We start from the raw sequence: 21,729 nt of genomic DNA on the forward strand, positions 1-21,729 counted from the left end.
TACCTCAGCGGGAATAATATTCAGTTGCAGATTGAGATTTCGGTTTGAGTACACCGTATAGCTCATCTTTCTGATCGATCTCTTGAGTCGTTTTCTTGCTGTTGATGGTGCCTTTGTTCTGCTTGACTGTTGACTTTTTCTTAAGGCCATCAACAACATCCTTAGGAAGGGCACTGGTACGAAGCTTCACGAATTTCACCTTTTCGAACGTTAGATCGCAGACCAGACTGTCTCCCGTGCTTTCATCTTCCTTGACTGAATACGATGTCAGAACCAAATCTTTATGAAGCTTTATAATTGCACCCAAAGCGTCAAATTCATATAACGTGTTGGTCCGCATAGCTGTCCGCATACGACCTGTAGCTTCGTCCAGAACTTCACCAGACATCAGACGTTGAAGAATTACATCTACAAAATCTTTATAGTTGGTGCGGGCACTATCCATTGATACGTTTGCATTGGATTGTGGTAGGAACTGACTGATTGATGAAGGAATAAGGTTGGTAAGGGTGGAAGAGCTTTCGTTCACCTTAACAGCACTTGGTTGTTCGATAACGTTATCTGCAATGCCCCCATCCTCATCCCGGAACAAAGTACTGTTGCCAAGATCGGCATAGCTAATAACACCAGTGAATGAGAACGTTGGATTCTCGGCAGTGAAATTCGAAGTTACTGAACTCCCTGCGATAGGGTTTTTGGTAACCTGGCCTGTCAGGCTTTTAGAATAGGTGATGACAGTATCGAACAGAAGAAACTGTGACTCGTCGTCGATATTGGTAGAAATTTTAAGTCCAAACAAAATGATTACTCCTTAGAATAGCCGTCCTTGGCTTTGGGACGTTATTTAGATTTATTATATTCAGCTTTGAAACTATTATCTTTGAGCATATCTTTCAAAGATACCTTGCCGTGGTATTTCTCTACCAGTTTGTAATGAAGCATTGAAATCCCGTTCGCTTCGATTACCGTGCACCCAACAGTCTTGAGTATAGGAGCAGCGTCTAAAGACATCTTAACGGTGGTAATTCGATCATCTGAACTAATCAGGAAACAATCTACCATCGGGGAGAAGACCTTTGCCTTCGTAATGCCGGCTTCCTCAAGAAGTCGCCTAGTCTTGGCAAGGGACTCAGGACTGGATTTAAGTTCGAGATCCTTGGTTGGTTTTGTCTTAAGGACCAAATGCTCGATACGATTATTAGAGAGAAGTTTTTCGGCCCGTGAGCGTTCGGAGTCTTTAGGAAAGAGTTTTGACTTAAGCATCATTTTGTCTCCTGTAGTTGTTTTTCGAGAGCGGCAATAGCTTCTTTTTCAAGCTTCTCCATTCGGCTTTGTTCCTTCCTGGCCTGCTCCTCAGCATCCTTACGACGAGCTTCCAGGAGCGCAGCTTGGATTAGACGATTTTTCTCGGCTTCGTAGTTCTCAAATACCTTCTGCTCATACACCTCAGTAAGCTTGTCTTCGATGAATTGGATATCTTCAGCTTGGAGAGCAGGGGATTTCTTGAGGTAGATGTAGCAGCTACCCACCATCCCGGAATGTGGCGCTTTCCAATCGGTAAAAGTCCAGCCTTCGTTGAGGAGTTCAGAAGCCTTAGTGATTAGTTCAGGTAGGATCTGAGCGTTAATCCGCTCTTGGCACCCCATCCCAGATTTATAGAAATCCACCCGATGTGAGATAGCAGCATCAAGGCTGGCTTGGTTGAATTTGATGTCAGTGGTGGTTAGGGCTGCGTTGAATTGGTTTTGAAAAGTGTTGATCATTTTATAACTCCATATATGATTTTAGGTTTATTTAGGGCGTAAGGTGCCCAAGCCATTTAGTCAGAATAGACTGAATACTTTACGATTAATTGGTTGAAGCGTAGGTATGACGCGGGATAGAGGCTTGCAGTGAACTATGTTTAATATAAGCGGGTCGTGTTAGAACGGGTACCAAAGGTCCAGACGAATCAGAGCTTCTTGCAAGTAGACAGGAGGCAGAACGTCGCCAAACTCCTCATACCATTCCATTGCCAAAACATTCTCTTCCGCTTCCTGCCGCTTCAGTTGGGTAGCTTGGAAAGCCACCTCCTCAGCAGTGGACGGACGATAGATGCAGCCGGGCATTCCGTGCTTATCTACAAGGTACTGCTCCAGACGATGAGAAATTACTACTTGATGAGGGGTACGCTCTGGGACAGTGAAGCAATCAGCGAGAGTACGACCATCATAAACCCACTCGATTTTTTCTTTATGCAAATCCCTTGTTAGCTGCTCGGCTACGTGGTCTTCGATACTGATCTGATCCAAGACAGTGCCGCCGAGACCACGACTTCCATGTACACGAAGAAAGAACGTCTTTACGTTGTAAGGCGCATTGCGACGCTCATCCAGGTACTCAGCGTACATCAGAAGAGTAGGGTTTACAGGTAGTCCATTTTCAGCGAAACGCTTAGCTTCCTTTAGAGCAACAACAAGCTCAGACCATCCATCCTTAGTCATTCCGAAGACAGTCACATCCAGTTTGCTTGCCTTCTCTTCAAGCTCAGAAGTCGTGAAATACTGAAGAATGTTTTTGATTGCCGCAGTCTGGCGTTCAATCTCTTGCTTGTTGGTTAGGTTCCGGCTCTCAATCTCCTTCTTTGCAAGCCTATTGATTAACTGCATGCGTACAGTGTAGTTGGGAGCGTGAAGGGCAAGGTAGTCATCAAGGACACTACCCAAGAACTTCTCAATCTTCGCGTACACCTGAGCATCATTATGCTTTTCGTTAATCTGCCACTTTGTCAGAAGCTCCGAACGAAGAATAAACGCACCGCCACCGCTATAGGATTTTCCACGTTGACGATTGTAAGTTCGGGTAGTGATCACCAGATTCTTAGCACAGAGAAGACCGAGAGAACCTTTAGATGAAACAGGAGCAATGTGAGATAGCTCGTAGTCCTTACGAATCTTACCGTTATCGAAGCCGTTAGCCAGGGTACAGCTTGATCGCAGACTCTGAAGGCTTTCAATCTCTTCTACACTGGTAAGCCCTGAAAGCACTTGTACCGTGCCAGCTCGCCTTACTTCTCGTAGCAGGTAGTTGCCAAAGCCGCTGTGGGGAAGCTTGTCTTTACGTCGCTGAATCGTTGCCTTTTGACGATTACTCTTATTCTCCCGCTTGGTGAACGTTGATTTGCAGGTTGAATTGCAAAACCGCTGGCCGTGTCGATGAGTAGTAAATTCGTTAGAACATTCCTCACATTTGTAAGTTCTTAGTACCATTCTACATGCCCCTATAGGCTATTATTATTTACCGTTGTTCTTTTAGCTTCTCGGCAATGAGCTTAGCGACCATTGATCCAGGGTGCCTATAACCAAGCTCATTCAGCAACTCTGACAGAGCATCCCAATCTTTTGACTTCATCCAGAGACTCCGACGAACATAGCCTTTCGCCTTCATGTCATCACTGAAACTAAGTTTACTATCTTGCATCTTAAGCACTCCGCTCTAATAGTTGATAAAGCTCTCTATTCATCTGTTGATCTACAATCCAGTTCAATGCTTGGGAAAAGCTGATCTTTCGTTCACCAGCTACAGACAAGATAAAATCAATATGCCCTTTGGTGAGTGAAGCGTTAATTTCTTGCTTCCTCTCTTTATTTGTTTTAGGCAGCATCTTCATGTTCTAACTCCAGTTTTCGTTGTTGTTTGTATTGTCCAATATCGAGACCAAGCGCTTGCCGCTGCTTGTGGAAGCGGACGTAACACATACGGTTTCCACACAGGAACGCTTTTGCAGATTTGCTGTTGTATTCAGTGCCACAGCACAAGCACTTTCTCACTACGACCAATGCCATTGTTATATCCTCAATGTCAGATTCTTTTTATTTGGCAATAAGAAGCCACTCTCCGAATTGGCAGAATGGCGATGTAAATTCTTTTGTATAGATCAAAAAATAGGGCTCTGGAGCGAGCCCCTATAAAGCGCACAAGGAGAGGAGGTGCGATGGAGTATTAGGTGGCAACGTATAACTTACACGTCATCGTTGCCTGCTGGACGATTCACAGACGGTTTAGAACTGAGAGCCAGCTAAGAGGAGGTACGGGCAGCAAGAGACGCCCCAACGACCGGAATGAATACGGCGCTGTATTTTTCTCATCTGGAGAGCATTTCAACCGTGCCAGCGGGGAGGGTGGTTACTCCCACGGGGATACTTATAAAGGCAGCACCCAAGCCTGAATTCGAGACACGACAAAGCCACCTCTTTGGGTGGTTATTATTCGAGCTGATAATTTAATTATAAGGTAAGGGGTCGATCTTGAGAATGGCTTTTAGCTGATAACTTTGTAAGCATTTAGCTAATGTTTTAGCTAAATAAGATTGTTTGCTTATAGTTACCATTATACTAACTCACCCCCGATTTTGTCAATAGGTTAAATGCATAATTTGAACTTTATTTTCATTATTTTATATAGATGTTAGTTGGTCTGGCGCTGAATGCCGATACACACGTAAAACAAATATCTTCGCGGGCTCAAGGCAACTTAACCGAGTCTGATTTTGAAATGGCTTCGGGGTATGATTTTATAGAAATATCGACGCTATGCCACCTACAAGGCTCTTAGTGCAACGCTTGGAGCCAGGACATAGCTAAGTAGCGGACAAAAGAAACCCCGCACGTGGCGGGGCTAATCAGTGTGAAGGGTTGGAGCATTCACACGAAATCTGAGTGTGATAATGAAGAAGAGTTCATCCCTTGTTCCAATGACGCTTGATCGTGGCGATACCTACGCTGAGGTCCTTGGCTGCTTGGCTCTGAGTCAACCCGCGTGCCTTGGCCTCCTGTACCTTCTCCGTCGTACCTACAGCTTCAGGCCTTCCTAGCTTCTTGCCTTCTGCCTTCGCTCGTTCCAAGCCAGCATGCGTGCGCTCGATCAATAGATCCCGTTCAAATTCGGCTACAGCACATAGCACCTGCATGGTCATCTTGCCTGCTGCACTGGTGAGGTCTACTCCACCCAGAGCTAGGCAGTGAACCCGGATGCCTTCCTCTGACAGCTTCTCTATTGTGCTGCGTACGTCCATGGCGTTACGGCCCAGACGGTCGAGCTTGGTAACAATCAGCGTGTCTCCGTGCTCCATGCGCTCTAGAAGCTTCTGGAAGCCTTTACGCTCACTAGCCTGGATAGAGCCGGACACCGTCTCAGTGACAACCCTACGAGCATCTACAGCAAAACCTGCCTGCTTTACTTCGAGCAACTGATTGTCAGTGGTTTGGTCGGCAGTGGAGACGCGGGCATATAGGAACGTACGGCTCATCTCGATCCCTCGGTATCAATTAAGGTGGGATCATTTTATCAGCGTATCAAATAGTCGTTTAGCCTATATGTTGATACCAGTTGGCGTATCGGATGAGCGGTATCGTTAAACGGTCGATTGATGATGCTGCTAGTAGAGGCCGTGCGCCTTAGCCAACGCCTTCTCCAGGCTCGCAACGCATGCCTGTTCCTTGGCGTAAATCTCAAAGCGGTGGTGTAGATCCGATTTCGCCCTCTCAAGCCGTGCCTTCCTTGCCGACAACTCTTTCTCTAACAGACTGGTGCTCACGGTGACGTCGCATGGTTTATAGCCTTTCATACGTCTCTCCTGATGGCTCAGTTAGGGTCACGTAATCAGACAGTCGTTTGAAATCTAGTTCGTAGGGAAACTGTAATCAGAATGTAAATTTTGATAGGTAGAGGCTATTGCTAACTGTTAGCGTGCAAACCTTTTGCATATCGAAGGGCGCCAATGCTTAGCAAATGAGGGGAGAGGAGCAGTGTACGGGCTACAGACGTGCTACAAAGCGGGTTCTCACTGGATTGTCAGTTAGTGGTGGCCGTTACTGTATAACGTTAATCGATAGTTATTGGTTAATTTTTGATCAGTTAAATTGGTAGCCAAGCTTCCCTATCGCAGCCTGCTTTTGAGCTACTGAGTGCCCGCCTGCGTAGACGTCGAAAGTCACGGTGCCTGTCTCATGGCCTACCAGCTCAGCAATGAGAACTCCTGGGACATCTGCCCTTTGAAGCTGGGTCACCACCATCGACCGTACCGAGTGGAAGACGTGTTGAGGACCAAACCCCATAGCAGTCTTCAAACGCCCGAAGGCCTTGCTGAGCGAATCAGAACGGACGCCATATTTGTTGCCACCGGAGGAGGGGAGCAGGTAGCCGTCACTGGGATTTGCTACTAGATGATCAACCAGCGGGAACAGGTTGGGGTGGATCGGCACCTCTCGTATCCCCGCTTGGGTCTTGGCATCTTCGATGTTGAACACCCTGACACCATCCACCTCAATCACATGCTCGGGTTTGAGACGGCAAAGCTCCTCGATCCGGCATCCCGTATAGCTACCAAGCTCGATCAATGCGGTTAGGGTGGGGAGGTTATCTTCCTTAGCCTTCTGGTGAGTCCTAGCTATCTCAGCAGGGGTGAAGGCACGGCGAGCAGTTTCCGCTTTTACCTTTCCTCTCACCTTGGGCAAATCGTGTTCGGCAAAAGGATTGGCTTTGTCCTTGAAATCCTTTTTCCACTGATCGTCGTAGCGACTAGCCCATTTCCAGAAGGTGGAGCCTGCCAAAAGGTACTGAACCTTCGTCTTGCTGGACAGCGGCAGGGACTCTAGCCACTCGGACACCGAGTCAAACTCCAGCGGCTTTCCTTCAGCTGTCAGGTAGGCAGATAGCTTCTCAAGCTTGGATTGCTGCTGATCAACCGTCTTTGCGGGTAGACCTGCCTTCTCACGGAATGTACGGAAAGCAGCTATACGACTGGAGGTGATAGGGGAGCGCGGCTTGTACAGTTGTGGAGCTTGAACGATCCACTTTGCTTCCTCTATCTCGCTAGGGTTCAGACCCTTCAGCGACGTCACTGCGACTGACTCAAGGAACGACCTGAACCGCTCGCTATGCTCCAGAGAAAATGACTCACCAGCCTTTTGCGCTTTCGCCATCTCTACAACGAGAGCGATCATCTGCTGTAGCTGCTCATCGGTTTGGATATCTAGCTTCTCGATAGGAACACCGAGGGCCTTGCTCATATTCGAGAGCAGGAATTGAGCAGGATTCTCTATAGGTGCGTCAGCGTAGCCATGGGCACGTAACACACCGTCCTTAGCGATGGCCTCAATCACCCTGGCTTGGCCGTGAAGCGTGTCTTGCCAATGCTCTGGCTTCACCTTCCTAGCTGCTGCAATCTGAGCTTTCCAACTGGCAAGGATAGGCAGACGTAGGTCCATAGCCTCCGCCTTGTTGCTGGTGCCAGTAGTCTTGGTGAGGGTGGTCCGGTTGCCAAAGGCGTGACGAACATCCTTGGGTACGATGATCCGAACGTACCAAGTGGATTCGCCTGCTTTTTGGATCAGATGAGTAGCTGCCATGACCTTCCTAGGTGGCGATTTTACTACTCATTTTTACTACTTAAGGGCTCGTAAGTCTAGGAATACTGCGGTTCCTGGCTTTGGTACGCTTAAAAATAGAGTCCCTATCTCTCCGCCATCTTTAGGAAAGCCCTCTAAATCAATGGTTTAGGGGGCTTTTTGCTTCCTGGGTCTACCTAGCATTCCTACCCAAAACTCCTACTCAGACTTATCATTTCCATCGGCATCTGAGCTGAGGAGGGGATATTCGGAGCCAGACGGTAGCTCTTCCGCACGTGCTTGGGTGCGCCAGGCAATCTCAGTGATCTCCTTAATGCGGTCTACGATGGGCTTGGCATTCTCGCCCAGCTTGCCTATTGCAACACCTGCATCGCCTACCAAATCCCCAGGCCGATCCATGTCAGAGACTTTTTTGCGAATTTCTCTCTGCCCTGCTTCGAGACGCCTTAAGAGCCGCTGGTGATGTTCAAGGTCAAAGTCTTTGGTAGCGGTAATCTGTTCTCTTAGTTCGTTAATTAGCGTCTGAATTGGTATTAGATCGCTTTCCGAGAATTCGTAGTAAAAGCCCTTGCCCAGCCTGAATACGTATGGATCGTAGTCGATGACTCTGTCTATAAATATAGTTATTCATAGCGCGCTGTAGTAGTCAGGCTGGGCTGTGCGAGGATAATAATGCACAAAATCAATTCTGCGTGCTGAGTCGAGGGTGTGGCGGCTTATCGTCGGGAGTAGTTGTAAATAGACTCGTAAAGTACTGCATGGCTAAAATTGTAGGTGAGTTTTAGCGACGATGATGCCTCTCGCGGTGGCTGGCCGTTGTCACAAATGATCAGGCCGGTTACAAATAGGACCGCTTCTTTTATTCATAAAACATCCATTAGCTGCCGGGACTCTTGTCCCGGTGGCAACGGGTGAAAGAGATGTACGCCTAAGGTGGCTCCTCGCCGAGCATAATAGTGTAGCTCAGCCCAGCTAATGCCCTTCTAAATCGCTATGTTACGGCACAGCTAATTACCACTCGCTTAGTGCTCAGGCCCTAAGTTAAAGCGACTACCGCGTGCTATCGAGACTTTCTCTGCACCTCATCTCTTGCGCGTTCCATGAGTGCTCTATCTCGCCAAGCAACTCGTGTCTCCCAGTCCTCAAGCGGGACCAATGCACGGCGCTGGGCCTCTACTTCGGCAACCAGATCTGCTGTCCAAGGATCATGTTGACCGCGCTCGGCCCCCATTCGAGCGTAGGCTGGCCCCATCTTCAAAGCGTGAGAGCCGACTCCTCCACGGGTATTGAGGTCGACTGTCTCGAACGGGCCCATAAATGCCCAGCGTAATCCGAGACCCTGGCTTACGACCTTATCGATGTCGGCGACACTGCTTACGCCATCACGCACTAGGCAATAGGCCTCCCTGAGTAGTGCGCCTTGCAGGCGATTGAATACGAAGCCCTCTACCTCTTTTCGCAATCGGATAGGGGCGAGTCCAACTTCGGCATATAGCGCCAGTGCTTGGTCGACGTACTCAGCAGCGGTAAAGGGCGCTGGTACGATCTCGACGACTGGCAGCAGGTACGGTGGGTTGCCTGGATGGGCGACCAAGCAGCGGTCGCGATTAGGCAAAGTTTCTGCAAAGCTGGAGGCGGTCAGAGCGGATGAGGAGCTGGCCAGGATCACGCTAGGCGCGGCTAGGTCGTCCAGCTGGCGGAAGAGGGCGATCTTGAGCTCGAGTCGCTCTGGGGCGCACTCTTGAATCAAGGTGGCGCCAGTGACAGTACTGGCTAGATCGCCACTCAGCACCACTCGCTCGCTTATGACCTCGGGTGTTTCTTGGAGCAATGAATAGTGATGCAACGCCGAGCATTTGCTGATGATTTCGTCTCGTGCGACCTGCAAGCGTTCAGCGTCTGGATCGTATAGGCGAACGGTCCAACCTGCCTTGGCGAAAACGATGGCGAATGCGACGCCGATGCTGCCCGAACCGATAATGCCAACCACGTGTGCGGATGAGTGCATGCTGAATTCCTTGTTGTTGTAAGCGTGGGATCATCAACTGACTACGTGCAACATGGCGCTGCGGTTAGGTGCCGTGTGCACGCGAATAAACCTGCTGAAGCGAGCGTCGATGTCGGGGTCACCGGTATCAATGAACACCTGACCCCTAGGGAGCTGAGCGACCTTCGTGGCGCTGGCGAAAACATGCAGGTTTGCAGGATCAACCAAGGTAAGTACGGCGGCGCTAAGCTGTTGGTTTCCGCGACCGAACAGACAGCCTTGTCCTGCCGTCAGGCCAACGACCACGTGCGCCGGATGTAGCGCGGCCAAGGCCAATAGGTCACGTTCATCGGCATCGCGGCAGATCAAGGTATGCCCAAGATAAGCATCCACGCCGAGGAGTGTGCCGTTGCCGTCTAGGTGTTCTGCCAGCGCCTGGACAGTCCTGCCAGGACCGAGGAAGTAGACGCTGTCTGAGCGCATTTGGGTGGCAAACCATCTTGTCGCCGCCTGGACCGCGTGATCAGGGTTAGCGGTCGCCGCCTTGGCGCTCTGCATATGTCGCGTGTCAGCAGGAACCTTGGCGTAGCCGTGAAGGCGAGTACTGATTCGATCGCTGCGGATGGCTTGCTCGTCGATATCAAGTAATTCGGCCTCACGGATCGGTGTGGGGCCGTCGGCGCATTGGCGAACCAGATCGCCTGCGTGTTCCGGGGTACGGGCAAAGACCCCCGAATACATCTTCACCCCGCATGGAATCCCTAGTATCAGGCTGGGGATTTCGCTCACGGCGGCGACAACATCGCGCGCCGTGCCATCGCCCCCGCCAAATAGGAGTAGCTCGACTCCTTCTGCCAGCAAAGCTCGACAGGCTGCAGAGGTGTCAGCCCCGGTATGGGTAGCTGATGGCGCGGCAACCACCTTTGCTTCAATGCCTGCTGCGCGACAGGCGTACTCCCCCATCTCACCGGCCACGGTAAACAGCGTCGCTTTACTACCTTGGAGGCGCATCAGGGTTCGAATGCACCTGTCGGGCGCCCGTGGCCGAGCTCCACGCCCCAGGGCCAGGCTGACGATATCTATCCCATCGCTACCTTTGAGGCCGACAGGGCCTCCCAGGCCGGCGTAGGGATTGATAACCAAACCGACTTTCATCGCCATCGACGTGCGCCTTTGGATAACTGACCGGTTGCTAGCCTTCAAGATGCGACGTAGATTGTGCGCACTGACAACTTAAGTTCGCATAAGGCCCATACTGGGCCTGGAGGAAAGATGAGTCAAGCCAGCCCAGCACACCCGTTCATGGCCAATGCGGTACCTGAGATAAGGCAAGAAATGCTGGATTCCCTTGGAGTCACCTGCATTGAAGCACTTTTCGAGCAAATTCCAAGCGCCCATCGACTGCAGGATTTACCCGAACTTATGGGCGCCATGCGTTCAGAAATTTCACTTAGTAGGCACCTACGTGAGACACTTGGTCGAAATCGGCACTGCGGCGATACCCTCAGCTTTCTGGGTGGTGGTTGCTGGCAGCATCACGTGCCAGCGATCTGCGCAGAAATTGCCGGGCGGAGCGAGTTTTTGACCTCGGTGTGGGGTACCCCGTCCTCCGATCAGGGGCGTTGCCAAGCGTGGTTCGAGTTCGGCAGCCAGCTGGGTGAACTCGTAGGGTGCGAATATGTTGGTCTTCCGGTCTACAGCTGGGGCTGCGCGGCAGGGCATGCCTTACGCATGGCTTCGCGCCTAAACCAGCGCACCAAGATTCTGCTGCCTGAAGTCATCGATTCCGAACGTCTGGCCGTGATCCGCAACTATTGCGAGCCTGACATGGCCAATGAGCTCACCCTTGAGTTCATCGCCGCCGACCCTGCCACCGGTGCCCTTGACCTGCACGACCTCCAGCGCAAGCTCAAGGAGGATGTGGCAGCCGTGTATCTGGAGGTTCCTTCCTATTTCGGCCTTATCGATGGTGGCGCGTCGAAGATCGGGGATCTGGTGCATGCGGCCGGCGCGGAATTCGTGGTGGGGGTAGACCCCTTATCCCTGGGTGTACTCGCGGCGCCCCCTCAATACGGCGCCGATATCGTCGTCGGTACCAGTCAGACGCTGGGCATTCCCATGTATGGCGGTGGCGGATTAGGCGGCTTCATCGCCACTCGCGATGAAGAGCGTTATGCGCGTGAGTACCCGACGCTACTCATCAGTGCGACCAGCACGTCACGCAAAGGGGAGGTCGGTTTCGGCCTTTCCCTTGCTGAGCAGTCCTCCTATGGGCTGCGGGAAAACGGTAAGGACTGGACAGGTAACTCCGTGTACCTGTGGGCGATCGCCAACGCGGTCTACATGTCATTGATGGGCCCGCAGGGATTCGTCGACGTAGGCGAGTTGATCTTCGCTCAGGCCCACCAGGCGGCGCGCCGATTGGCTGAACTTCCCGGCGTGGCGATCCGTTATGGCGATAACTTCTTCAAGGAGTTCGTCATCGATTTCAACGCTAGCGGCCAGAGCGTTGCCGCGATCAACCAGGGTCTGCTGGCTCAAGGCATCTTCGGCGGACACGACTTGAGCCAGGAATTTCCGACTCTGGGCCAATGCGCGTTGTACTGCGTGACCGAACTGCACCAGGCCGCAGACATCGAGCGCTTGGTTGAAGCCCTTGGTGAGGTACTCAAGCATGATTGAATCTGTGAAGTTGCGTCGGTATCAGGGGGCGGTTTGGGACGAGCCGGTGGTGATGACATTGTCCCGGCCGGGTCGTCGTGGCGTAGTTTTTCCTCGCGCGGACGTCCCAGCTGACCTGAGTGCTATTCCATCGGCTATGCGCCGTAGCATCGCCCCAGAGCTACCCGAGATGTCCGAGCCCGACGTGCTTCGTCATTACCTGCATTTGTCTCAGCAGACCCTTGGCATGATGGGTATCTCGCTGTTCGGGACGTGCACCATGAAGTACAACGCGCGGGTCAATGAAGCCATCACGGCGCGTGATGAGGTGGCTCAACTGCATCCCCGTCAGCCGGATACGACACTGCAAGGATCGCTGGAGATCATGCACAACCTCGACCTCAACTTGAGGGCACTGTCCGGCATGGACAGGTTCGTGTTTCAGGCCGCCGGCGGTGCGGATGCGGCCTTTCTGCATGTCTGCGTGACCCGTGCCTTTCATGCTGCGCGAGGGGAGCTAGATACGCGCGACGAAATCATCACGTCGATCCAGTCCCACCCCTGTAATCCCGCAACCGCGGCAACGGCGGGTTTCAAGATCATCACTCTGCCACTCGGACCCAACGGGTATCCATCGCTCGCTTCCCTCAAGGCGGCTGTTTCGCCGCGTACAGCGGCGCTGATGATCAACAATCCGGATGACATGGGCATCTATAACCCTGAGATCACCGAGTGGGTGAAGGTCGTGAAGGCGGTGGGCGGGCTATGTTTCTACGACCATGCAAACTTCAATGGCGTGATGAGCAAGATCAGAGCCCGTGACTTGGGTTTCGATGCTTGCATGTTCATGCTCCACAAAACCTTTGGCGCTCCCAAAGGCGGCGGTGGGCCAGCAGTGGGGGCCTATGGTTGCAGCGAGGAGCTGATTCCCTACCTGCCAGGACCGCTGCTGGTAGAAGAACAGGGCGAGTTTCGCCTGCAGCCCGGCAACGAGGTCGGTATTGGCCGTGTCCGCGAATTTTTTGGCAACCTGCCGCAGATGATCAAGGCCTATGCGTGGGTGCGAGCCATGGGGATCGATGGCATTGCCGAGGCGTCCGATCTGTCCGTGCTGGCCAACAACTACATGGGGCAGAAGCTGAGCCAGATCCGTGGCGTTACCTGTTCGCACCCTCATATCAAGTCGTGGCGCCTGGAGATGACTCGCTACAGCCTTGAGGTCTTGGAGCAAGAGACGGGCGTGAGCGCCTATGACGTGCAAAATCGTATGGTGGACTATGGTGTCGATGCGTTCTGGCTTGCGCATGAGCCTTGGATCATTCCGCAGCCGTTTACGCCGGAGGCCGGAGAAATGTGGTCCAAAGAAGATATCGATTACTGGATCGCCGTTCTGGCTAAGGTGTGTCAGGAAGCCTATGACGATCCAGCGTTGGTACGCACCGCGCCCCACAACCACGTGATTGGCCGTCTCGACACCGGTCCGCTGGAGGATCCAGCCCGATGGGCGACGACCTGGCGCGCATACCAGCGTAAACACTCTCAGGCGCAATGAGGTACTGCCGGCGATGCAGGTCGCACCGCCGGCTTCTCATCCTCAGCCTTTCCAGTGCCCCTCCGCGTGGAGCTGGCTAAACACTCTGTCCACAGCCCGGCGTGCGCGGGCAACCATTTCGGCCACTTCCTCTTCGCTGATTACGAAGGGGGGCGAGAATGAAATGGAGTCTCCTTGGGGTAAGGCTCTCGTGATCAGGCCTTCTTCCAGGGCAGCTCGTGCGATGCGAGGTGCTACTTTCAATGCAGGGTCGAAGGCGGTTGCTGGATCGCGTGCAGCCACGAACTCTACAGCGCCCATTAAACCTACCCCGCGGATCTCACCTACCGCAGGATGATCGGCGAAGGTCTCCCGCAACAATCGATGCAGGAGGTTACCTCGTGCGCTGGCCTGAGCCACCAAGCTCTCCTCCTCAATGATTCGCAGGTTGGTCAAGGCGACCGCGGCCGCCAAGGGGTGCGCGCTATAGGTATAGCCGTGAGCGAAGGCGCCGTAGCGCTCGCCGCCCAAGAGCAGACCCTGCCAGATCTTTTCAGACACGATGCACGCGGAGAGTGGGACGTAGGCTGAGGTGATGCCTTTGGCGACCGTGATGAGGTCTGGACGCATCCCCATCTTCTCGCTGCCGAACTGGGTACCCAGGCGGCCAAACCCGCAGATCACCTCATCGGCAATCAGAAGCACGTCGTATTTATCGAGCACCGCCTGGATTGCTTGGTAGTAGCCGGTGGGGGGCACAATCACACCACCTGCACCCATGACCGGCTCCATGATCATGGCAGCAATGGTCTCCGGCCCCTCGGCGAGGATGAGGTTTTCCAGGTCGGCAGCGAGGCGCGAAACGAAGGCGGCATCACTCTGCCCGGGTTCAGCTTGCCATAGACGGTGGGGCGCCGTGGTATGGCGAATGAAAGGCAGCGGTAGGTCGAACCCGGCGTGCATACCTGCTAATCCGGTCAGGCCCGCCGCGACGACAGTCACCCCGTGATAGCCGCGATTACGGGCGATGATTTTCTTTTTCTGCGGCAGCCCGCGAGCGTTGTTGTAGTACCAGACGAGCTTGACCTGGGTGTCATTGGCATCGGAGCCCGAATTACCGAAGAACACCTTCGACATGGGCACTGGCGCCATTTGGATCAGCTTTTCAGCGAGCAAAATCGGTGTGTCGGTCGCCATCGATGAGAACGAATGGTAGTAGGGCAGGCGCAGCGCTTGAGCGTGCAGCGTATCGGCAATTTCCCGGCGGCCATATCCAACGTTCACGCACCACAGCCCTGCCATGGAGTCTATGTAACGGCGTCCGGCTGTATCTTCTAGCCAAACTCCCTCACCCTTCGTCATCACCAAAGGGCCGTTGCGTTCATGCTCGGCAAGGGCGGTAAAGGGGTGCAGTGCGTAGCGCCGGTCTAGGTCATGCAGATCGGTAGACGACATCAGCGAATCCATGGGATCTCCTAAACGACTGCGTTTTCTGGTTGATAAAATGTGCGCACTGCGGTGATATGGGCGTAGCGCGAACATGAATGTAGCACCAGAAAACCTGATGGAGAAACCAAATCATGCTGGACCTAAAAGATCCTTCGCTACTCAAGCAGGCAATCTTCATCAACGGCGAGTGGTCCATTCCGCCGGGCTGTGACTGGATTGAGGTGGGCAATCCCAGCACTGGCGAATTGGTTGGACGCGTACCCAAGGCTGGGCGCAAGGAGACCGTGGAGGCTATCGAAAGCGCCGAAAACGCCTTCAAGGCCTGGGCTGCACGGCCAGCGATTGATCGAGCAAAGTTGGTAAAGCATTGGTACGACTTGATCGTGGAGAACGCCGATGATCTCGCCCTTATCCTCACCGCTGAGCAAGGTAAGCCCCTGGTTGAGGCTAAAGGTGAAATCCTCTATGGCGCTGCCTTCTTTGAATGGTTTGCCGAGGAGGCAAAGCGTGTCTATGGAGAGGTGTTGCCTGCGGCTCAACCGGGGCAAAGGCTAGTGGTACTGCGTCAGCCTATTGGCGTGTGCGCAGCGATCACGCCGTGGAACTTTCCGATGGCAATGATCCCCCGTAAGGCAGGTCCTGCTATTGCGGCGGGGTGCAGCATGGTGCTCAAGCCCGCCAGTGCTACGCCGTTTTCGGCGCTGGCGCTAGCCGAATTGAGCCAGCGTGCTGGCTTGCCGGCCGGCATATTCAATGTGGTTACGGGCGCGGCAGGTGAAGTGGGTGACGAGTTGTCAACTCACCCGCTAGTACGCAAAGTCACCTTTACCGGCTCGACAGAGGTAGGTCGTTCGCTGATGTCCAAAGCTTCAGCGACGATCAAGAAGGTTGCCTTGGAGCTGGGCGGGAATGCGCCCTTGATTGTCTTTGATGATGCGGACGTTGACGTTGCGGTCGCGGGCGCCATGGCCTCTAAATTTCGCAATATGGGTCAGACGTGCGTTTGCGCGAACCGAATCTATGTGCAGAGCGGCATCCATGACCAGTTCGTCGAACGCTTTGCTCGGGCTGTTGCGGCCTTGAAGGTAGGCGATGGAACGTCACCTGGTGTACAGCAAGGGCCACTCATCGACGAGGCCGCGGTGCTTAAAGTCCAGCAACATATCGAAGACGCCTTGGCACTGGGTGCGCGGGTAGTCACAGGTGGTAACAGGCACGCTCTTGGAAAAACCTTCTTCGAACCTACCGTGCTGGTCAACGTCACGGCCGAGATGCGTATTGCGGTAGAGGAAACATTCGGCCCGGTAGCGCCTGTTTTCCGATTCGACACTGAAGATGAGGTCATAGCCGCTGCCAATGACACCGAGTTTGGTTTGGCGGCCTATTTCTTCACGCGAGACAACGCACGGGTCTGGCGCGTGAGCGAGGCGCTCGAAGTCGGGATCGTAGGCGTCAACACTGGAGCGACATCCTATGAGGGCGCGCCGTTCGGTGGTGTCAAATCTTCAGGCATAGGTCGCGAAGGCTCGCACCACGCTATCGAAGAGTTCACGGAGCTAAAATACGTATGCGTGGCACAGGTGAGCTGATATTCTTTAGCTCAAACATCTGTGCGCTGGTCGCACAGAATTTTCCTCAACACGGTGCTTTATGATGCTCGATTCCGAATCCTCCATTGACGATCTAGAAAGCCGCGATCGCGACTACATTGGTTCTTTTGCTCGCGGCCTCGAAGTCATCAAGACCTTCACCCGGCATACGCCCCGGCGTACGCTTAGCGAGGTGGCGGAGGCGAGCGGTATGAGTCGAGCGACCGCGCGACGCTTTCTATTGACTCTGGTGCGTGAAGGCTACGCTGAGAGCGATGGCAAATATTTCAGCCTGAAGCCAAAGATCCTTGAGATAGGCTTCTCGGCGCTGTCATCTATGAATATTTGGGACGTCGCGCAGCCGATCATGAGCGCCCTGTCAGATCGCCTACAGGAGTCCTGCTTCGCAGCGGTTCTTGATGGAGACTCGGTAATTTACGTAGCGCGGGCAAACTCCACACGCGTAGTCAACATCAGCATTTCAATCGGTAGCCGGTCTCCTGCTCATAGCGTATCGACTGGGCGGGTGCTTCTTGCCGCGCTACCGGAAGCGGAGCTGCAGGACTACCTCGATAAAGCCACATTGACTAAATTCACCCAACACACTGTGACGTCAAAGGTGAAGCTACGTGAGTTGATCAATGAGACCCGTTTGCGCGGATGGTCTATCGTCGATCAAGAATTGGAAATTAGCTTGCGCTCAATCTCCGTACCTATCAGAGATCGCGATGGGCGGGTGGTTGCGGCCCTCAACGTGCCTTGCCCAACCGAGCGCGTTACGCTGCAGGACATGAGTACACGCATTCTGAGCGAGCTGCTTGAGGCCTCGAAGAACATTACGCAGGCGCTACAAGGCTGACGGTAATCGGAATCTCGGGCGCCTTGATGACGAATCAAGGCGCTTTTTTTTGCCCAAAATCTGCCAATCCAAGAATCGACCTTAAATAAAAGGCGCACACTAGTTTGCAGTGCGCACACGTTTAAGGTAGGTTGCAATCTCATCGAGAACAATAACACTTCAAACGATGGAGCATCGCCGATGTACCTAGCGCTGCTGGCACCTCCTCTGCGAGGTGGCTACTTGATTGTCCTCCCGCCTTTTAGGTACTGCCCCGACGCTGACGAGTTACGGAAGCATCGCGACACCCTTTCCTAATCCAACGGTCGCCTCGGCGACCTGACCTTCCTGTCTGCACGTGCATCGGCATGCTCAGCGCACGTGCCTTTTTGTGGAGTCCTCAATGTTCAGCCTCGAAGGAAAGACGTTGCTTGTCACTGGCGCATCCAAAGGTATCGGCGCTGCGATAGCCACTGCCCTGGGCGATGCCGGTGCCAGGGTGATCGCTCAGTACGGTGCTGATCGCGCGGGGGCCGAAAAAGCGCTCGCCGGCGTTGCACAAGCGAACAAGCTTTTCGTGCAAGCCGATTTGCATGACCTGGTCGCGGTAGAGCGAGTGTGGGATGAGGCCGAGGCCTGGCAGGGGCGTATCGATGGCTTCATCAACAATGCAGCGATTATGCGCTGGGAGGGCGGATTCGCCAGCGATGATGACACCTGGGACGCGGTCTGGGATGAAACGCTCAGCGTGAATGTACTCGCGCCTGCGCGCTTGATTCGGCGGGCGGTCAAGCATTTTCAAGTGGTAGGAGGTGGGATCCTGATCTCCATTTCCAGCTGGGCAGCCCAGCGTGGTGTGACGAATCCGGACACCATTGCCTACGCCGCCTCGAAGGCGGCCGTACGGTCGATGACCCAAACGGTGGCGCGAGCCTATGCCAAGCAGGGAATCCTGGCCTACATCGTCGCGCCTGGCATCGTGCGCACCCAAATGTCGGAATCCTTTGCCCAGACGCAAGGCGGCGAGGAGAGCGTTACAGCGCAGTTGGCCATGGGTGAATGGGTTCCACCGGCTGACATCGCCGCTCTGGTCGCCTTCCTGGCGAGCGGCCGATCGCGCCATTTGAGTGGTGCGACGCTGGACGTAAACGGAGCCAGCTACATTCGCTGATTTACCATGATTTGTGCGCATTGGTAAAAAATGTTCGTATAGCGAATAAAATTATTGACAGGATAGCGCTGAAGTCAGACATTGATCGTCCAGCTGGTGCTGGCGTCGCCGGTCATCCTTATCAGGAGTCTCACATGCGGAAATTGAAGGCGGTCATCCTTTCACTGGCGGTTGTGGTGGCAGGCGTTGCCGGTAACGTGCAGGCGCGCAGTCTCGATGCAATCATTCAGAGCGGTACGTTGAGAGTTGGCGTTAATCCCAACTTTCCGCCCATGAGTTCCTACAACGATAAGAATGAGATGGTTGGTTTCGATATCGATGCCGCCAATGAAATTGCGCGAAATCTGAAGGTGAACGTCGAGTTCGTCCCGACTGAGAGCGCCCAGCGTGTTCCGTTCCTGCAGTCGGATCGGATTGACATCTCGCTAGGCGCCCTAACGCGCAACTCTGAGCGCGCGAAGCTGATCGACTTCACGGTGCCCCTGCACACTGAGTCCATGGCTGTGCTCACGACTGAAAAGCTGAAGGTCGATAACTGGAAGCAGCTTGATAGCCCGGATGTAAAGCTGGTCAACATGCGCGGCAATTGGTCAGTGGACTACCTCAAGAAAGAGCTACCCAAGGCTAACGTCCTATTGGTCGAAACTATTGCTGACACCGTGCGCGCGGTTGCTCAGGGGCGCGGAGACGCCATCGTCGAAAACATCGACTTTTTCATGAATTTCACCAAGAACTACCCGGACGTGAAGTGGAAGGTGCTTAAGGATCCCATTTCCGTTGGATATGACTGTATTGGCGTGGCGAAAAACAGCACCGGCTTGAAGGACTATCTGAACGTGGTGTTGTACGAGATGCACAGCAGCGGCTTCGTAAATGCTACCTGGCAAAAAGCATACGGCGCACCCATGCTCGTACCTGTGGCCGCCACCCCGTATTTCTGATCCTCAATAGTCCTGGGTACGGCCCTCGGGCTGTACCCAGGACCGCGAAATAGGCGGATAGCCTCGTGGACTACACCTTTCAATTTTCCAATGTGATCCAGAACCTGCCCTATCTGCTCAAGGGCGCCCTGTTCACTCTGGAAATCGCCTTCGTGTCCTTCTGGCTCGGCGCGGCGATCGGCTTGGCTGGCGCCATGGCCAAGTTACATGGTGGTCGGCTGCTACGTGCCCTGGTCAGCGTCTACATCACGCTATTCACCAACACCCCTGCGCTAGTACAGATCTTCTTTCTGTTCTACGCCTTGCCTGATGTAGGCATCGTGCTGGAACCGATGACCGCCGTGCTGATTGGTCTCACCCTCAACTCGGGCGCCTACCTGACGGATATCTTGCGCTCTGGTGTCGAGTCTGTACGCAAGGCCGAGATCGAAACCGCCGTCACCTTGGGTATGTCGGGATTGCAGACAGTGCGTTACGTGATCCTTCCGCATATCGCCAAGACCATCTATGCGCCGCTTTGTAACTTTTTCGTCTGGTTAGTGCTGGGCAGTTCCATCGGCGCGATCTTTGGCGTCGAGGAACTCACCGGGCGGGCGATCAACATCTCGACCGTCAACCTGCGAACCATAGAAACCTTCTCGGTAGTGGCGGCGATATATGTGGCCCTGACGTTCATCGCGTCGATCGCATTGGGGCTTGTCGGTCGTCACCTGTTCCGCGCGAAAATCAAGGTGTTCTGATGCTCGATCTCATCATTTCCCAGGCTCCGCGCTTCTTCACTTGGTACACCCTGATCTTCGTTCTGGAAGCCATGGGCCGTACCCTGATGATGACGGTGATCGGTTGTTCCGTGGGCGCCCTATGCGGCTTTGTCATCACCGTTGTTCGTAGCACCAAGAGCCATTGGCTATTGCCAATGCGCTTGCTGGTGACGATCTATGTCGAGGTGTTCCGGCGTATCCCGTTCCTGGTCATTCTGTTTATCGTGATGTACGCCTCGCAGGGCTTCGGCGCCAACATCTCGCTTTCAGCCATCGCGACTGTATCGATCTGCCTAGTGGCCACTGCGTTTCTCTCGGAGATCATCCGCGCAGGTCTTGAGTCGGTTCCCCGCCAGCAACTCGAAGCGGCCCAGGTGATGAACTTCGGCTTCAGTCGCACGCTTTTCATGGTCCTTTTGCCGCAATCGTGGAAGGTCATTCTGCCGCCGGCCTTTGCCTTCATGGTGATGTTCATCAAGGACACCTCCCTTGCTTCGCAGATGGGCGTCGTCGAGTTGACGTTCACGGGCAAGGTGCTGATGAACCGGGGCTTCTCGCCGTTCCTGGTGTACGGCGTGATTCTCGCCGCCTACTTCGCCCTGTCCTACCCGCTCAGTAAATGTGGCGCTTATCTGGAGAAACGTCTTGGCTCACCTCAACGTCGTAAATCTGTCGAGCGCCTACGCGCACATTCCGGTCCTGCAAAACGTGAGCTTGTCGGTTGATCGCGGCGAGGTTATCAGCCTGATTGGGCCATCCGGCTCCGGTAAGAGCACTCTCCTACGTGTACTGATGGGGTTGCTGCCGCCTACGTCCGGACAGGTGCTGATCGACGAGGCACCCCTGGATTACGGATCGAAGAGCAGCCTGCGTGCCGCTCGAGACAAAATGGCCATCGTCTTTCAGCAGTACAACCTGTTCCAGAACATGGATGTTCTGCGCAACGTGACCGTCGCTCCAACCAAGATTAAAAAACGGCCGCATGCAGAAGTTGAAAAGGAAGCCAAAGCGTTGCTGAACAAGGTTGGCCTCGGTGAGAAATACCACGCCTATCCGGATGAACTATCTGGGGGCCAACAACAGCGCGTGGCGATTGCGCGAGCGCTGGCACTGCGCCCCCAGATCCTCTTGTTGGATGAGGTGACGGCTGCTCTAGACCCGGAGTTGGTCAATGAGGTCCTCGACACGGTCCGCGGATTGGCCAAGGAGGGCATCACGATGCTGTTGGTTTCTCACGAGATGTCGTTCGTACGAGAAGTATCGACGCGCATCGTGATGATGGATAAAGGGCAGGTCGTGGAAGTGGGAACGCCCTATCAGGTCTTTGAAGCGCCCGTGGAAGCTCGCACCCGAGAGTTCGTAGGCAAGATCTTGCGCCACTGAGCCCGCCAGACGTTCGTTGGAGGAAATGGC

At 53.8% G+C, this 21,729-nt stretch carries 20 protein-coding genes; 9 read left to right on the top strand and 11 right to left on the bottom strand.

Annotated features, from left to right (window positions below):
* Positions 1-4 precede the first annotated feature (4 nt).
* The 10 genes from FSV73_RS07380 to FSV73_RS07425 form a co-directional block, all read right to left on the bottom strand.
* On the bottom strand, positions 5-799 hold the full coding sequence (locus FSV73_RS07380) for a phage baseplate protein (RefSeq protein ID WP_145006035.1): 795 nt from the start codon (positions 797-799) through the stop codon (positions 5-7).
* A 41-nt stretch (positions 800-840) separates the two neighbouring features.
* On the bottom strand, positions 841-1,266 hold the full coding sequence (locus FSV73_RS07385; RefSeq protein WP_145006038.1) for a hypothetical protein: 426 nt from the start codon (positions 1,264-1,266) through the stop codon (positions 841-843).
* Complete coding sequence (locus FSV73_RS07390; protein WP_145006041.1) at positions 1,263-1,763, bottom strand: hypothetical protein; 501 nt, start codon at positions 1,761-1,763, stop codon at positions 1,263-1,265. The genes FSV73_RS07385 and FSV73_RS07390 overlap by 4 nt, the downstream gene beginning before the upstream one ends.
* Positions 1,764-1,922: 159 nt before the next feature.
* Positions 1,923-3,248, bottom strand: a complete 1,326-nt coding sequence (locus FSV73_RS07395; RefSeq protein WP_145006044.1) for a hypothetical protein — start codon at positions 3,246-3,248, stop codon at positions 1,923-1,925.
* A gap of 212 nt (positions 3,249-3,460) precedes the next feature.
* Complete coding sequence (locus tag FSV73_RS07400; RefSeq protein ID WP_145006047.1) at positions 3,461-3,649, bottom strand: hypothetical protein; 189 nt, start codon at positions 3,647-3,649, stop codon at positions 3,461-3,463.
* Between the two features lie 1,068 nt (positions 3,650-4,717).
* Entirely contained in the window at positions 4,718-5,287 is a 570-nt protein-coding gene (locus tag FSV73_RS07405; RefSeq protein ID WP_145006050.1) for a recombinase family protein, read from the bottom strand.
* A 129-nt stretch (positions 5,288-5,416) separates the two neighbouring features.
* Positions 5,417-5,605, bottom strand: coding sequence for a hypothetical protein (locus FSV73_RS07410; RefSeq protein WP_042137691.1), 189 nt, complete (start codon positions 5,603-5,605; stop codon positions 5,417-5,419).
* A gap of 286 nt (positions 5,606-5,891) precedes the next feature.
* The gene (locus FSV73_RS07415; protein WP_145006055.1) at positions 5,892-7,388 is read right to left on the bottom strand and encodes a tyrosine-type recombinase/integrase; all 1,497 of its coding nucleotides are present in this window, start codon (positions 7,386-7,388) and stop codon (positions 5,892-5,894) included.
* Between the two features lie 1,060 nt (positions 7,389-8,448).
* Positions 8,449-9,396 carry a 3-hydroxyacyl-CoA dehydrogenase gene (locus tag FSV73_RS07420; protein ID WP_145006057.1) on the bottom strand — a complete coding sequence of 316 codons (948 nt, stop codon included), beginning with the start codon at positions 9,394-9,396 and terminating at the stop codon, positions 8,449-8,451.
* A gap of 33 nt (positions 9,397-9,429) precedes the next feature.
* Positions 9,430-10,536: an ATP-NAD kinase family protein gene (locus FSV73_RS07425; RefSeq protein ID WP_145006062.1), complete on the bottom strand. Its 1,107-nt coding sequence runs from the start codon at positions 10,534-10,536 to the stop codon at positions 9,430-9,432.
* A gap of 111 nt (positions 10,537-10,647) precedes the next feature.
* On the opposite strand from FSV73_RS07425, the gene gcvPA reads away from it, so the two are divergent.
* Both gcvPA and gcvPB read left to right on the top strand, forming a co-directional pair.
* The gene (gene gcvPA / locus FSV73_RS07430; protein WP_145006065.1) at positions 10,648-12,057 is read left to right on the top strand and encodes an aminomethyl-transferring glycine dehydrogenase subunit GcvPA; all 1,410 of its coding nucleotides are present in this window, start codon (positions 10,648-10,650) and stop codon (positions 12,055-12,057) included.
* Entirely contained in the window at positions 12,050-13,588 is a 1,539-nt protein-coding gene (gene gcvPB, locus FSV73_RS07435) for an aminomethyl-transferring glycine dehydrogenase subunit GcvPB (protein WP_145006068.1), read from the top strand. Before gcvPA ends, gcvPB begins: the two co-directional genes overlap by 8 nt.
* 42 nt (positions 13,589-13,630) lie before the next feature.
* Here gcvPB and FSV73_RS07440 read toward each other — a convergent pair whose 3' ends face one another.
* Positions 13,631-15,034 carry an aminotransferase gene (locus FSV73_RS07440; protein WP_260856033.1) on the bottom strand — a complete coding sequence of 468 codons (1,404 nt, stop codon included), beginning with the start codon at positions 15,032-15,034 and terminating at the stop codon, positions 13,631-13,633.
* A gap of 116 nt (positions 15,035-15,150) precedes the next feature.
* Between FSV73_RS07440 and FSV73_RS07445 the strand changes: the two genes are divergently transcribed.
* From FSV73_RS07445 to FSV73_RS07475, 7 genes are all read left to right on the top strand, one after another.
* Positions 15,151-16,605, top strand: a complete 1,455-nt coding sequence (locus FSV73_RS07445) for an NAD-dependent succinate-semialdehyde dehydrogenase (RefSeq protein ID WP_313955124.1) — start codon at positions 15,151-15,153, stop codon at positions 16,603-16,605.
* A gap of 64 nt (positions 16,606-16,669) precedes the next feature.
* Positions 16,670-17,464 (top strand): IclR family transcriptional regulator domain-containing protein, encoded by a 795-nt coding sequence (locus FSV73_RS07450; RefSeq protein WP_145006074.1) that lies wholly within the window; start codon positions 16,670-16,672, stop codon positions 17,462-17,464.
* A gap of 382 nt (positions 17,465-17,846) precedes the next feature.
* Entirely contained in the window at positions 17,847-18,614 is a 768-nt protein-coding gene (locus FSV73_RS07455) for an SDR family NAD(P)-dependent oxidoreductase (RefSeq protein WP_145006077.1), read from the top strand.
* Between the two features lie 134 nt (positions 18,615-18,748).
* Positions 18,749-19,555 (top strand): transporter substrate-binding domain-containing protein, encoded by an 807-nt coding sequence (locus FSV73_RS07460; RefSeq protein WP_145006080.1) that lies wholly within the window; start codon positions 18,749-18,751, stop codon positions 19,553-19,555.
* Between the two features lie 65 nt (positions 19,556-19,620).
* Positions 19,621-20,295, top strand: a complete 675-nt coding sequence (locus tag FSV73_RS07465; protein WP_145006083.1) for an amino acid ABC transporter permease — start codon at positions 19,621-19,623, stop codon at positions 20,293-20,295.
* Positions 20,295-21,041 (top strand): amino acid ABC transporter permease, encoded by a 747-nt coding sequence (locus tag FSV73_RS07470; RefSeq protein WP_145006086.1) that lies wholly within the window; start codon positions 20,295-20,297, stop codon positions 21,039-21,041. Before FSV73_RS07465 ends, FSV73_RS07470 begins: the two co-directional genes overlap by 1 nt.
* Entirely contained in the window at positions 20,962-21,699 is a 738-nt protein-coding gene (locus FSV73_RS07475) for an amino acid ABC transporter ATP-binding protein (protein ID WP_145006090.1), read from the top strand. The genes FSV73_RS07470 and FSV73_RS07475 overlap by 80 nt, the downstream gene beginning before the upstream one ends.
* Positions 21,700-21,729: the final 30 nt, after the last annotated feature.

The sequence above is a fragment of the Pseudomonas oryzihabitans genome (genome assembly GCF_007665395.1).
GTDB lineage: Bacteria > Pseudomonadota > Gammaproteobacteria > Pseudomonadales > Pseudomonadaceae > Chryseomonas > Chryseomonas psychrotolerans_C.

Bases quoted from the DNA above. Each gene is read 5' to 3' on its own strand.
- FSV73_RS07385 (WP_145006038.1), bottom strand. From the start codon at position 1,266: ATGATGCTTAAGTCAAAACTCTTTCCTAAAGACTCCGAACGCTCACGG.
- FSV73_RS07390 (WP_145006041.1), bottom strand. From the start codon at position 1,763: ATGATCAACACTTTTCAAAACCAATTCAACGCAGCCCTAACCACCACT.
- FSV73_RS07395 (WP_145006044.1), bottom strand. From the start codon at position 3,248: ATGGTACTAAGAACTTACAAATGTGAGGAATGTTCTAACGAATTTACT.
- FSV73_RS07400 (WP_145006047.1), bottom strand. From the start codon at position 3,649: ATGAAGATGCTGCCTAAAACAAATAAAGAGAGGAAGCAAGAAATTAAC.
- FSV73_RS07405 (WP_145006050.1), bottom strand. From the start codon at position 5,287: ATGAGCCGTACGTTCCTATATGCCCGCGTCTCCACTGCCGACCAAACC.
- FSV73_RS07410 (WP_042137691.1), bottom strand. From the start codon at position 5,605: ATGAAAGGCTATAAACCATGCGACGTCACCGTGAGCACCAGTCTGTTA.
- FSV73_RS07415 (WP_145006055.1), bottom strand. From the start codon at position 7,388: ATGGCAGCTACTCATCTGATCCAAAAAGCAGGCGAATCCACTTGGTAC.
- FSV73_RS07420 (WP_145006057.1), bottom strand. From the start codon at position 9,396: ATGCACTCATCCGCACACGTGGTTGGCATTATCGGTTCGGGCAGCATC.
- FSV73_RS07425 (WP_145006062.1), bottom strand. From the start codon at position 10,536: ATGGCGATGAAAGTCGGTTTGGTTATCAATCCCTACGCCGGCCTGGGA.
- gcvPA (WP_145006065.1), top strand. From the start codon at position 10,648: ATGAGTCAAGCCAGCCCAGCACACCCGTTCATGGCCAATGCGGTACCT.
- gcvPB (WP_145006068.1), top strand. From the start codon at position 12,050: ATGATTGAATCTGTGAAGTTGCGTCGGTATCAGGGGGCGGTTTGGGAC.
- FSV73_RS07440 (WP_260856033.1), bottom strand. From the start codon at position 15,034: ATGGATTCGCTGATGTCGTCTACCGATCTGCATGACCTAGACCGGCGC.
- FSV73_RS07450 (WP_145006074.1), top strand. From the start codon at position 16,670: ATGCTCGATTCCGAATCCTCCATTGACGATCTAGAAAGCCGCGATCGC.
- FSV73_RS07455 (WP_145006077.1), top strand. From the start codon at position 17,847: ATGTTCAGCCTCGAAGGAAAGACGTTGCTTGTCACTGGCGCATCCAAA.
- FSV73_RS07460 (WP_145006080.1), top strand. From the start codon at position 18,749: ATGCGGAAATTGAAGGCGGTCATCCTTTCACTGGCGGTTGTGGTGGCA.
- FSV73_RS07470 (WP_145006086.1), top strand. From the start codon at position 20,295: ATGCTCGATCTCATCATTTCCCAGGCTCCGCGCTTCTTCACTTGGTAC.